The sequence below is a fragment of the Micromonospora sp. GCM10011541 genome (assembly GCF_042650725.1).
In the GTDB taxonomy this organism is placed as follows: Bacteria; Actinomycetota; Actinomycetes; order Mycobacteriales; family Micromonosporaceae; genus Micromonospora; species Micromonospora sicca.
In genome coordinates this window covers 230,308-242,425 of record NZ_JBHSBP010000055.1, presented here as the reverse complement: position 1 = coordinate 242,425, position 12,118 = coordinate 230,308, and the positions used below count along the sequence as shown (strand labels likewise).

Sequence of the window (12,118 nt, the reverse complement as noted above, 5' to 3'; positions counted from 1 at the left end):
ATCACTCCTCTGTCGAGATGAACACGTTCTTGACGTCGGTGAAGGCGTGCAGCGCGTCCGGACCCAGTTCCCGGCCGAGGCCGGAGCGCTTCATCCCGCCGAACGGGGTCCAGTAGCGCACCGAGGAGTGCGAGTTGACGCTGAGGTTGCCGGCCTCCACCGCCCGCGCCACCCGGACGGCGCGGCCCACGTCGCGGGTCCAGATCGAGCCGGAGAGCCCGTACTCGGTGTCGTTGGCCAGCCGGATCGCGTCGGCCTCGTCGTCGAACGGGAGCACCGACACCACCGGGCCGAAGACCTCCTCCCGCCAGTGCCGGTCGGCCGGCGAGTCGGCGAGCAGGACGGTCGGGGCGTACCAGAAGCCGGGGCCGTCGGGACACGAGCCGGTGAAGGCCACCTTCGCGCCGTCGACGTACCCGCCGACCCGGTCGCGGTGGGCGGCGGAGATCAGCGGACCCATCTCGGCGGTCTCGGCGGAGGGGTCCTCGACCCGGAAGGCGCGCACGGCCGGTTCAAGCAGTTCCAGGAACCGGTCGTACACCGTTCGCTGGACCAGGATCCGCGACCGGGCGCAGCAGTCCTGGCCGGCGTTGTCGAAGACCGCGTACGGCGCGGCGGCGGCCGCCCTGGCCAGGTCGGCGTCGGCGAAGACCAGGTTGGCGGACTTGCCGCCCAGCTCCAGGGTGACCCGTTTGACCTGCTCGGCGCAGCCGGCCATGATCCGCGTCCCGACCTGCGTGGAGCCGGTGAAGCAGACCTTGCGCACGGCGGGGTGGGTGACGAATCGTTCCCCCACCAGGCGTCCGGCGCCGGGCAGCACGGTGAACACGCCCTCCGGCAGGCCGGCCTCGAGGGCCAGTTCGGCCAGGCGCAGCGCGGTCAACGGGGTCAGCTCGGCGGGCTTGAGCACGACGGTGTTGCCGGCGGCGAGCGCCGGGGCGAAGCCCCAGCCGGCGATCGGCATCGGGAAGTTCCACGGCACGATCACCCCGACCACGCCGAGCGGCTCGTGGAAGGTGACGTCGAGCCCGCCGGGCACCGGGATCTGCCGCCCGGTCAGCCGCTCCGGCGCCCCCGCGTAGTAGTCCAGCACGTCCCGGACGTTCCCCGCCTCCCACCGCGCGTTGCCGATGGTGTGCCCGGCGTTGCGCACCTCCAGCAGCGCCAACTCCTCCAGGTGCGCGTCCACCACCGCGGCGAACCGCCGCAACACCCGCGCCCGATCCCCCGGACCGACGTGCCGCCACCCCTCATACGCGGCGGCAGCCCGCGAGATCGCCGCATCGGTCTCGGCAAGCGACGTCCCCGCCACGCTCGCCAAGACCTCCCCCGTCGCCGGGTTCCTGACCTCACTCACGCCCCCACCATCCCCTCTCCCCCGCGATCTTGCAGTTGCCGCCCCGACAAATGCCGCTCACCACCACAAACCAAGGACCCCAAGTGCAAGATCGCGGGGGAGTCGGGGGCGGCGTCAGAGGCGTTCGAAGCCACGGGTCAGTTCCCAGTCGGTGACGGCGGCGTCGAAGGCGGCGAGCTCGACCTTCGCGTGGTTGGCGTAGTGGGCGACCACCTCGGCGCCGAAGGCGTCCTTCGCAATGGTGGAGGACTGCCAGAGGGTGAGGGCGTCGCGGAGGGAGGCGGGGACGCGGTCGGCGGCCGGGTCGTCGTAGGCGTTGCCGGTGCACTCCTCGCCCAACTCCAGCTCCCGCTCGATGCCGTGCACCGCGCCGGCGACCAGGGCGGCGATCGCCAGGTACGGGTTGACGTCCGCGCCGGGCGCCCGGTTTTCCACCCGCATGCCCTGCCCGTGCCCGACCAGCCGCAGCGCGCAGGTGCGGTTGTCGGTGCCCCAGCGCAGCGCGGTCGGGGCGAACGAGCCGGGCTGGTAGCGCTTGTACGAGTTGACGTTCGGGGCGAAGAAGAGGCTCAGCTCCCGCATGCTGTCGAGCAGCCCGGCGAGCACCCGCTGCCCGGTCACGCTCAGGTGCGCCGGCCCGTCGCCCAGCATCGCCGAGCGGCCGTCCCGGTCCCGTAACGAGAAGTGGATGTGGCAGGAGTTGCCCTCGCGGGCGTTCGGCTTGGCCATGAACGTGATCGACATGCCCTCCTGGGCGGCGATCTCCTTCGCCCCGTTCTTGTAGATGACGTGGTGGTCGGCGCAGGCCACCGCCTCGTCGTACCGGAAGGCGATCTCGTGCTGGCCGAGGTTGCACTCGCCCTTGGCGCTCTCCGGGGTCAGCCCGGCGCCGGCCATCTCGGTGCGGATGCGCCGCAGCAGCGGCTCCACCCGGGCGGTGCCGAGCAGCGAGTAGTCCACGTTGTACTGGTTGGCCGGGGTGAGGTCGCGGTAGCCGCGCCGCCACGCCTCCTCGTACGAGTCGCGGAAGAGCACGAACTCCAGCTCGGTGCCGGCGTACGCGGTCAGCCCGTGGGCGGCCAGCCGGTCCAGCTGCCGGCGCAGGATCTGCCGGGGCGAGGCGACCACCGGGCCGGAGCGGTCCAGCCACTCGAGGTCGGCCAGGAGCATGGCGGTGCCCGGCTGCCAGGGCACCCGGCGCAGGGTGGTGAGGTCCGGCTTCATCGCGAAGTCGCCGTAGCCACGCTCCCAGGACGACATCGCGTACCCGTCGACGGTGTTCATGTCGACGTCCACCGCGAGCAGGTAGTTGCAGCCCTCGCTGCCGTGGGAGACCACCTCGTCGAGGAAGTACGGGGCGTGGAACCGCTTGCCCTGCAACCGGCCCTGCATGTCGGTCAGGGCCAGCACCACCGTGTCGATTTCGCCGCCCCGGATGGCGACCCGCAGTTCTTCCAGCGAGAGCGGAGCTTTCCTCATGGGCGAGCCTCCATCACCAAGGTCTACTGACAAACCGGATCACCGTCAATGCCCCCGACCCGGTCCACCGCAAACGGGGAACCGCGACGGTCGCGGCACGCCGGCGGCGGACGACGGCCACGTCCTCCGCTTCACCACCGGCGTGCCGCAACCGTGCCGGGCGCATACCGCCCCCACGCAACCGCGCGTCCGGCGTCCGTCAGGCCGGCTCGTCGGCCCGGGCGCCGTCCGCGGCCGGGCGCGGTGCCGGGAGGTCGACGGTACGGCGGGGGCCGGTGAACCACTTCCGGGCCGAGGCGTACCACCAGACGGCGACCAGCAGCAGCAACCCGCCCACCGCGATGGGCGCGTAGTTCACCGCCGACCAGCTGAAGTCCGCGTTGCCCGGCACCCCGGCGGGGACGATCGGCAGCACGAAGTAGATCGAGATGACCGCGATCTCGATCACCGCGATCCAGCCGAGCAGCTTGTACTTCGGGCCGAGCGTCCACGGGCCGGGGACGAACCGGTTGCCCATCCGCAGCCGCAGGAAGATCGGGATCAGGAACGACAGGTACAGCCCGATCACGGCGACCGAGACCACCGCGTAGAAGGCGACCGGGATGCCGGCCGAGTTCTTGTACAGGGCGGGCAGGGTGAGCAGCAGGCCGGCCACGGTCGCCGCGATGATCGCGTTGACCGGGGTGCCGTTGCGATCCACTCGGGACCAGAGCCGCCAGCCCGGCACCGCGCGGTCCCGGCTGAACGCGTACGCCATCCGGGACATCGAGGTCACGCAGCTCATCCCGCAGAAGAACTGCCCGATGGTGGAGATGATGATGACCGCCTTGAAGAAGAACGGGGTCAGCGCGGTCTCGAAGATGGCCCCGGAGAATCCGCCGGCGGAGTTGATCGCGTCCACGTCGGTGGCGGCGAAGAGGAAGGCCAGCAGCAGGATCCACCCGCCGACCGCCGAGTAGAAGATCGACCGCCAGAGCCCCTTGGCGGCGGCCTGCGAGGCGTCGCGGGTCTCCTCGGAGACGTGCGCGCAGGCGTCGAAGCCGGTGATCGTGTACTGGGTGAGCAGGAAGCCCAGCGGCAGCACGTAGAACCAGAAGGTCAGCCCACCGGTGTCGCCGTCGCCGAAGCCGGAGTTGTTGAACCGCTCGGTGAAGACGAACCGGAAGCTCTGGTGGTCGTCGGGGACGAGGAGCAGGATGGCCACCACCGCGGCCGCGCCGGCCACGTGCCACCAGACCGAGACGTTCTGCAGTACGTCGATGATCCGGTGGCCGAAGATGTTGATCAGCCCGTGCAGGGCCAGGATCACCACGAACAGCCCGAACGTCTGATGCAGCGTCCCCGCCCACCCGTCGAAGAGCGCGGAGAGGGTGAGGTTGAGGAACGTGGCGCAGCCGTAGTCCACCGACGCGGTGACCGCGACCAGCCCGATCAGGTTGAGCCAGCCGGTGAACCAGCCGTGCACCGGGCGGCCCATCGTCGCCGCCCACCAGTAGATCCCGCCCGCGGTCGGGTACGCGGACACCAACTCGGCCATGCAGAAGCCGATGATCAGGATGAACAGCGAGATCAGCGGCCAGCCCCAGGAGATGGCGACCGGCCCGCCGTTGTTCCACGCCTGCCCGAACGTGGTGAAGCATCCGGCCAGGATCGAGATGATGGAGAACGAGATGGCGAAGTTGGAGAAGCCACTCCACTTGCGGTGCAGCTCCTGTTTGTAGCCGAGTTCGGCGAGCCGTCGGGCGTCGTCGTCCATCGGTTGCTCGGCGGTCGGCACGGGCGTCGTGGCCACTGCACACCTCCTCGAGGTGGTTCCCCGGTACGAGTGCGCAAAGTGTGATCCGGTCGATCAAGGCGGTCAATAAGGCGGCCGTGGGAATCTCACCGCCGCGGCGGCTAATTCCGTTGCCGGACCGGCCCTCCCGGCCGCATCCTTGACCCGTGACCAGGCCCCGATCACGACGGGCCACCGCCGGGCGCTCGGCAACGCCCGGTCCGCGACGGCGCGGGGTGCCGACCTCTCTCTCACTCGTACGGCGATCCGCCGTACCTTCCGGGCACCCCGCGCCGCCGCACCATCACGTCCAGATACGAGCAGGCCAGGCCCACGCCAGGCCCTCCATCCACTCGATCACTCGGACGAGCGCCGCCTCGCACTCCAGGTAGTCGAGCTCCGACTCGTCGATCTCCTTCCATATCGCTCGGTACAGCCGATCCAGTGGACCGTGCCGGGCCAGCTGGTAGCCCACCGACTCGGCGCCGAACTGGAGGCCGAGATCGAGCGCGGCTCCCAGGCAGTCCGCCGCCATCCCGGAGTGTGGTGCGCAGAGAACGTCGCGGTCGCGGAGTGCCTCCAGAGTTCCGGAGAAGTCGTAGCGACCGCCCTCGTCGTCTGGAGCCAGGACCAGCCGATCCTCCACCGTCAGGAATCGATCTGGGTCATCGCCACCCCAGAGGGTGTAGCCCGACAGGACGTCCAGATTCACGGCGACGACTCAGAGCGTCGTCTCGCCGCTGAGCTCCTGGAGGCGGCTGCCCATCCGGAACCTCGAAGCCATCGACCCGTTACCTCCCGAGGTCAGGTGAGCAGCAGCCCGGCCACCCAGAGGGCGGCGATCACCACGCCGGCGAGGAACTCCACCAGCATGGACAGACCGGCCGCCTTGAGCGCCTGCACGGTGGCCGGCCAGGCGAGCTGGTTGCTGCCCAGCCGCAGCCGTTCCGCGCCCCACACCCCCGCCACGAAGCCGATCACCAGGCCGACCACCGGGATCACGAAGAAACCGACCAGCCCGAGCAGGCCCCCGGCCAGCAGGGACGACGTGGGCACCCCGGTCCTCCTCAGGTTCCGCCCGGGCCAGAGGTACTTCACCACCGTGCCGCCGGCGGCGACCACCGTGGCGGCGGCGAGCACCGCCCAACGGCCGGGGCCGGCACCGCCGAAGAGCGCCCAGACCAGCACCCCGCCCCAGCACAGCGGCAACGCCGGCAGCCCGGGCACCACCACCCCGGCCAGCCCGGCCAGGATGGCCAGCGCGGCCACCACCGAGACCACGGCCTGCGTGTCGGTGAGACTCAAGGCGTCTCCTCAGTTCGCGACTGCGGGGCTCGCAAAACCGGCTCACTCCTCGCGCTCACGGCCTCTCCTCTCCCGCGAGCCGGGCGCGGATCCGGTCCGCCGGGACCGGTGCGCCGAACCAGCGTCCCTGCCCGGTGTCGCAGCGCAGCGCCCGCAGCCGCTCGGCCTGCACCTCGGTTTCCACCGCCTCGGCGGTGACCCAGAGCTCCAGCGCGTGCGCCAGCCGCACCAGCGCGTCGACGATCCGCTCGTCCCGGTGGTCGGCCGCGACGTCCGCCCCGTCGGCCCGGATCCCCTCGACGAAGGGTCCCGCCAGCTTCAGGCAGTGGATCGGCAACCGGCGCAGGTACGCCAGGTTCGAGTACCCGGTGCCGAAGTCGTCGATGGCCAGCCGGACGCCGAGCCCGGCCAGCTCGTGCAGCGACCGCAGCGGCTCCCCGGCGGTGCCCATCACCGCACTCTCGGTCAGCTCCAGTTGCAGCAGTTCCGCCGGGAGCCCGGTCCTGGTCAGCGCCTCGGCCACCGTGTCCACGATCGCCGGGTCGTCGGCCTGCCGGGCGGCCAGGTTGACGCTGACCACCAGCCCCGCCTCCGGATACGCCCGCCGCCAGCCCTCGGCGTCCCGGCACGCCTGCCGGAGCACCCAGGCGCCGAGCCGGACGATCAGCCCGGTCTCCTCGGCCAGCCCGATGAACCGGTCCGGCCCGATCAACCCGAGCTCCGGGTGCTGCCAGCGGACCAGCGCCTCCACCGCGAGCATCGTGCCGTCCAGCAGCGACACGATGGGCTGGTAGTGCAGCACGAACTCGCCCCGGTCCAGCGCGGCCGGCAGGCCGGCGGCCAGCGCCGAGCGGGCGATGTCGGCGGCGCTGCGCTCCGGGTCGTAGACCGCCCACCGGCCCCGCCCCTCCGCCTTCGCCCAGTACAGGGTGGTGTCGGCGGCCTTCATCAGCTCGGAGACGCTGGTCTCCGCGGCCGGGCACTCCACGATGCCGATGCTCGCCGAGACGGCGAGCTGCTGGTCGCCGACGTGCACCGGGGCGGAGACCGCGGCCAGCGCCAACTCGGCCACCTCCACCGCGTCGTCGAGGCCGCCGCCGGAGTCGACCAGGATGACGAACTCGTCGCCGCCCATCCGGGCGACCAGGTGGCCGCGGCCGGCGACGCAGTCGGCGAGCCGCCGGCTGATCACGATCAGCAGCAGGTCGCCGAGGTCGTGGCCGAGGCTGTCGTTGATCGCCTTGAAGCCGTCCAGGTCGAGGAAGCAGATGCCGACCCGCTGCTCCTCGGCTGCGCTCTCGAAGACCCGGCCCAGCGTCTCGAAGAACAGCGTCCGGTTGGGCAGACCGGTGAGTGGGTCGTGCAGCGCCTGGAAGCGCAGCCGCTGCTGGAGCTCGTACCGCTCGGTGATGTCCTCGATCATCGGGACGGTGAACCGGGGCCGGCCGTCGTCGTACCGGATCAGCGAGACGGCGAGGTCGGTCCAGACGATCGTGCCGTCCTTGCGGAGGTAGCGCTTCTCCACCCGAACGCTGTCGTGCTTACCCTCGATCAGCTCCTGGTACAGCTCCCACATGCCGGCCGCGTCGTCGGCGTAGAAGAGCGAGGCGACGTTGATCGCGCGCAGCTCGTCGACCGTGTAGCCGAGCATGTCGGCGAAGGACTGGTTGACCTCGATGACCCGGCCGTCGACGCCGGCGATGCCGATCCCGATCGCCGCGCCGGTGAACACCGCCCGGAACCGGGCCTCACTGTCCCGCAGCGCCTGCTCGACCGCGTCCCGGGCCTGCCAGGCCGAGCGGGCGATCCGCTCCTGCTGGCTGAAGGTGCGGTCGCGCAGCGCGCGGGCGAAGCCGGCGGAGAGCGCGCCCTGCGACGCCGTCACCCGCTCCCCCGCCTCGGGCCACTCCGTCCGGCCGGGCAGCACCCGGGCCAGGAAGTGGTCGCCGAGCGCGCGTACCGACCAGTCGAGCACGCCGGGCTCGGTGAGATGGGCCTCCACCAGCGCCCGCCCGACGTGCTCCGCCGCCTGCGCGGAGAACGTCGGGGCGAGGAGGGCCTGGGCCAGCCGTGCGGTGTGCACGAGCAGCAGCCGCTCGGTCTCGACCGCGCTCAGCGGCACGAAACCGAGCCGGCGGACCGCCCGAGCCCACTCGGCGGCGTACGCCCGGGCGCCCGGCCGGCTGAAGTCCTCCCCGCCGGACACCGGCGCGGCCTGCATGTCGGCTCAGCCGGCGGGCTGGTCGTGCCGGGCGACGCCGCCGAAGGCCCCGAACCGCTCGGGGTGTTCGTCCACGTCGGACGGCGAGTCCGGGCGCCAGAGCGGCATGTGCACCACGCCCGGTTCGAGGATCGTCCAGTCGCCGAAGAAGGAGCTGATCTCCGCGCGCGACCGCAGCGTGATCTCGGTGTCGGTACGCGCCGACAGTCGCTGCGCGTCGAGCATCTCCTGCGGCTGGTCCTCGAAGGTGGAGTGCGAGACGACCAGGTAGCTACCGGGCGCGGCGGCGGCCCGCAGGGTGGCCAGGAGGTCGCCGGGGCGGTCGGCGTTCGGGACGAAGTGGACCACCCCGGCGAGCAGGATGCCGACCGGCCGGTCGAAGTCGATCAGGCCCGACTCCCGGGCCTCGGCGAGGATCCGCTCCGGCTCGCGCAGGTCGGCGTGGAGGACGGCGGTGAGGTCGTTGCCGGCGAGCAGCTCCCGGCTGTGCGCCACGGCGACCGGGTCGATGTCGACGTAGACGATCCGGGCCTTCGGGTTCGCCGCCTGGGCCACCTCGTGCACGTTGCCGACGGTCGGGATGCCGGAGCCGATGTCGAGGAACTGGTCGATGCCGGCGTCGAGCAGCACGCGGACGGCCCGGCGCAGGAAGTCCCGACCCGAGCGCATGGTCGCGGCCAGGTTCGGGGTCATGCTCGCGATCTGCTCGGCTAGCTGCCGGTCGATCTCGAAGTTGTGCGCGCCACCGAGGAAGTAGTCGTACACCCGGGCCGCGCTCGGCCGGGTCAGGTCGATCTCGGCGGGAGGTCCGTCCGGCATCTGCATCGCTTCGCCCCAGTTCGTCGCGGCGCGCGGAACGGCGGCGATTTCCGGCGCGCGCGGGGGCACGCGGAGGCGACACCGGCCGACCCGCGGATCGAGTGGTGGTGACCACTCTATGCGCGGATGTCCAGGCGCGGGGGACCGGCTTTTCGGCACGGACAGTCCGGTCCGCCACCGGCGGCGGCGGACCGGCCTGTCGTCAGGCGGCGGACTCCAGCAACAGGGAGATGCCCTGTCCCACGCCGACGCACATGGTCGCCAGGGCCCGCCGGGCGCCCCGGCGGCGCAGCTCCAGCGCGGCGGTGAGCGCCAGCCGGGCGCCGCTGGCCCCGAGCGGGTGACCGAGGGCGATGGCGCCGCCGTTCGGGTTGACGTGCTCGGCGTCCTCGGGCAGGCCCAGCTCCCGCAGCACCGCGACGGACTGGGCGGCGAACGCCTCGTTCAGCTCGATCACGTCCACGGCGTCGAGCCCCAGACCGAGGCGGTCGAGCAGCTTGCGGGTGGCCGGCACCGGACCCATCCCCATGATCCGCGGCGGTACGCCGGCCGCCGCCGCGCCGCTGATCCGGGCGAGCGGGGTGAGGCCGTACCGGGTGATGGCGGCCTCGGAGGCGACCAGCAGGGCGACCGCGCCGTCGTTGACCCCGGAGGAGTTGCCGGCGGTGACCGTGCCGCCCTCGCGGAACGGGGTGGGCAGCGCCGCGAGCTTCTCCAGCGAGGTCTCCCGCGGGTGCTCGTCGACCTCGACCAGCTTGGTCTCGCGGCGGCCGGCCGGCACGGTCACCGGCACGATCTCCTCGGCGAACCGGCCGTCGGCCTGCGCCTTGGCGGCCCGCTGCTGGGAGCGGTACGCGAACTCGTCCTGGACGGTCCGGTCGACGCCGTGCTCGGCGGCGACGTTCTCCGCGGTCTCCGGCATCGAGTCGATCCCCCACCGCTGCTTCATCAGCGGGTTGACCAGCCGCCAGCCGATGGTGGTGTCGTACACCTCGGCGGCGCGGGAGAACGGCGTGGTCGCCTTCGGCATGACGAAGGGGGCCCGGCTCATGCTCTCCACCCCGCCGGCGACCACCAGGTCGGCCTCGCCCGCAACGATGGAGCGGGCGGCGGTGGCCAGGGCGTCCAGGCCGGAGCCGCAGAGCCGGTTGACCGTGCTGCCGGGAACCTCCTCGGGCAGCCCGCCGAGCAGCGCCGCCATCCGGGCCACGTTGCGGTTGTCCTCGCCGGCCTGGTTGGCGCAGCCGAGGAGCACATCGTCGGTGCGGGCCCAGTCCACCGACGGGTGCCGGGCGACCAGCTCGCGGATCACGTGCGCGGCGAGGTCGTCGGGGCGTACCCCGGCGAGGGCGCCGGCGTACCGGCCGATCGGGGTGCGGACTCCGGCCACGAGGTATGCCATGGTCATCGGCGCTGTCCTTCGGGGGTGGGAAGGGGCTGGAGGCGGCGGCGTCCGCCGGGTCACGGGGACGCCCGGCCGCCAGAATATCCAGGCCGGAAACGGATAGGTTGGCGGCATGACCCGGGCCCAGTTCAGCGCAGAGACCACCGGCACCGGCGAGTTCGTCCGCCAGCCCAACCGGTTCACCGGTCGGGTCACCCCGCACTCGACGTCCCCGCCCGGCGGCGGCCCGGACGACCAGGACCGGTGGCCGCTGGAGGCCGGCCGGTACCGGCTGATCTGGTGCCGGGCCTGCCCGTGGGCGCACCGGGCCAGGATCGTGCGCGGCCTGCTCGGGCTGGCGGACGTGATCTCGCTCGGCACGGTCGACCCGATCCGGGACGAGCGGGGCTGGGCCTTCGCCCTCGACCCGGACGGCTTCGACCCGATGCTCAACATCAGCTTCCTCTCCGAGGCGTACCTGGCCACCGACCCGGACTACCTGGGGCGGGTGACCGTACCGGCGCTGGTGGACACGCTGACCGGGCGGGTGGTCACCAACGACTACCCGCAGCTCACCCTGGACTTCTCGACCGAATGGCGGCGGTTCCACAAGCCGGACGCGCCGGACCTGTACCCGGTCGAGCTGCGCCCGGAGATGGACGCGCTGATGGCGGAGATCCACCGGGACGTCAACAACGGCGTCTACCGGTGCGGCTTCGCCACCTCCCAGGAGGCGTACGACGAGGCGTACCTCGCGCTGTTCGCCCGGCTGGACGCGCTGTCGGAGCGGCTGGCCGGCCGCCGCTACCTGATGGGCGACACGATCACCGAGGCGGACGTGCGGCTGTTCACCACGCTGGTCCGCTTCGACGTGGCGTACCACGGGCACTTCAAGTGCAACCGGCAGAAGCTGGCCGAGATGCCGGTGCTCTGGGCGTACGCCCGGGACCTGTTCCAGACCCCGGGCTTCGGGGACACGGTCGACTTCGACCACATCAAGCGGCACTACTACGGTACGCACCGGGAGATCAATCCGACCGGGATCGTGCCACTCGGCCCGGACCTGTCCGGCTGGACCACGCCGCACGGGCGTGGCTGACCCGGGGCGCAGGGTCGCCCGGGCCGCCGCAGCATCGGCCGCCGCCGGCTGCGTCCTGGCGGGCGTGATCGCGGTGACGGTCGCCGTGGTCGCCGGTCCCGGTCCGGGCCTGACCGGGTACGTCAGCGAGGCCGGCATCGCCGGCAGCGGGTACGCCGCAACGTACCGGATCGGGGTCTTCGCGCTGGCCACGGCGCTGCTGCTGCTCGCCGTGGCGCTGCCGGCGGCGCTCCGGGTGGCCGCGGCGCTGCTCGCCGCCGGCGGCGTCTGCGCCGGCCTCTCCGGCGCGGTGACGTGCAGCGCCGGCTGCCCGCTGCCGCCGTTCGAGCGGGCCACCGTGGCGGACCTGGTGCATGGCGGCGCAAGCATCGCGGCGACCGCGGCGGTGGTCTTCGCGATGCTGGCGCTGCTGCTCTCCCCCGCGACGGACCGGCCGCTGCGCTGGATCGCTGGCCTCGGCGCCGTGCTGGCGATGCCGTTGGCCGCGGCGATCGCACTGGCGATCCTGACCGTGGGGCGGGGTGGCCTGGTGGGCGGCCTGGAACGGCTGCTGCTCGCCGTGGCCGCCGGCTGGGGCCTGGCCACCGCCACCGCGCTCGGTCTCACCCGGGGGTAGCGGAAGGCCGCTGCCCGACGCTCAGCCCGGGGCGCCGGGAGCGGCCGACAGCGCTGCGGTGGGG

At 72.4% G+C, this 12,118-nt stretch carries 10 protein-coding genes; 2 read left to right on the top strand and 8 right to left on the bottom strand.

What is annotated here, in order from left to right:
* Nucleotide 1: 1 nt before the first annotated feature.
* The 8 genes from ACFOYX_RS23245 to pcaF all read right to left on the bottom strand — a co-directional run bounded on the left by ACFOYX_RS23245 (nucleotide 2) and on the right by pcaF (nucleotide 10,363).
* Nucleotides 2-1,357 (bottom strand): aldehyde dehydrogenase family protein, encoded by a 1,356-nt coding sequence (locus ACFOYX_RS23245; RefSeq protein WP_322440741.1) that lies wholly within the window; start codon nucleotides 1,355-1,357, stop codon nucleotides 2-4.
* A gap of 114 nt (nucleotides 1,358-1,471) precedes the next feature.
* Complete coding sequence (locus ACFOYX_RS23240) at nucleotides 1,472-2,836, bottom strand: glutamine synthetase family protein (protein WP_109803958.1); 1,365 nt, start codon at nucleotides 2,834-2,836, stop codon at nucleotides 1,472-1,474.
* A gap of 199 nt (nucleotides 2,837-3,035) precedes the next feature.
* A complete protein-coding gene (locus ACFOYX_RS23235) occupies nucleotides 3,036-4,628 on the bottom strand; it encodes an amino acid permease (RefSeq protein ID WP_322440742.1) in 1,593 nt (530 codons plus the stop codon).
* Between the two features lie 286 nt (nucleotides 4,629-4,914).
* The gene (locus ACFOYX_RS23230; RefSeq protein ID WP_322440743.1) at nucleotides 4,915-5,322 is read right to left on the bottom strand and encodes a hypothetical protein; all 408 of its coding nucleotides are present in this window, start codon (nucleotides 5,320-5,322) and stop codon (nucleotides 4,915-4,917) included.
* Between the two features lie 92 nt (nucleotides 5,323-5,414).
* A complete protein-coding gene (locus ACFOYX_RS23225) occupies nucleotides 5,415-5,915 on the bottom strand; it encodes a DUF456 domain-containing protein (protein ID WP_322440744.1) in 501 nt (166 codons plus the stop codon).
* A 55-nt stretch (nucleotides 5,916-5,970) separates the two neighbouring features.
* A complete protein-coding gene (locus ACFOYX_RS23220; protein ID WP_322440745.1) occupies nucleotides 5,971-8,136 on the bottom strand; it encodes an EAL domain-containing protein in 2,166 nt (721 codons plus the stop codon).
* A gap of 6 nt (nucleotides 8,137-8,142) precedes the next feature.
* Entirely contained in the window at nucleotides 8,143-8,961 is an 819-nt protein-coding gene (locus ACFOYX_RS23215; protein WP_322440746.1) for an SAM-dependent methyltransferase, read from the bottom strand.
* Nucleotides 8,962-9,157: 196 nt separating this feature from the next.
* Entirely contained in the window at nucleotides 9,158-10,363 is a 1,206-nt protein-coding gene (pcaF, locus tag ACFOYX_RS23210; protein ID WP_322440747.1) for a 3-oxoadipyl-CoA thiolase, read from the bottom strand.
* A 109-nt stretch (nucleotides 10,364-10,472) separates the two neighbouring features.
* Here pcaF and ACFOYX_RS23205 point away from each other — a divergent pair, with 109 nt between their 5' ends.
* Both ACFOYX_RS23205 and ACFOYX_RS23200 read left to right on the top strand, forming a co-directional pair.
* The gene (locus ACFOYX_RS23205; RefSeq protein WP_322440748.1) at nucleotides 10,473-11,438 is read left to right on the top strand and encodes a glutathione S-transferase C-terminal domain-containing protein; all 966 of its coding nucleotides are present in this window, start codon (nucleotides 10,473-10,475) and stop codon (nucleotides 11,436-11,438) included.
* The gene (locus ACFOYX_RS23200; protein WP_322440749.1) at nucleotides 11,431-12,054 is read left to right on the top strand and encodes a DUF998 domain-containing protein; all 624 of its coding nucleotides are present in this window, start codon (nucleotides 11,431-11,433) and stop codon (nucleotides 12,052-12,054) included. The genes ACFOYX_RS23205 and ACFOYX_RS23200 overlap by 8 nt, the downstream gene beginning before the upstream one ends.
* Nucleotides 12,055-12,118: the final 64 nt, after the last annotated feature.

Bases quoted from the DNA above. Each gene is read 5' to 3' on its own strand.
- ACFOYX_RS23205 (WP_322440748.1), top strand. From the start codon at position 10,473: ATGACCCGGGCCCAGTTCAGCGCAGAGACCACCGGCACCGGCGAGTTC.
- ACFOYX_RS23220 (WP_322440745.1), bottom strand. From the start codon at position 8,136: ATGCAGGCCGCGCCGGTGTCCGGCGGGGAGGACTTCAGCCGGCCGGGC.
- ACFOYX_RS23215 (WP_322440746.1), bottom strand. From the start codon at position 8,961: ATGCAGATGCCGGACGGACCTCCCGCCGAGATCGACCTGACCCGGCCG.
- ACFOYX_RS23240 (WP_109803958.1), bottom strand. From the start codon at position 2,836: ATGAGGAAAGCTCCGCTCTCGCTGGAAGAACTGCGGGTCGCCATCCGG.
- pcaF (WP_322440747.1), bottom strand. From the start codon at position 10,363: ATGACCATGGCATACCTCGTGGCCGGAGTCCGCACCCCGATCGGCCGG.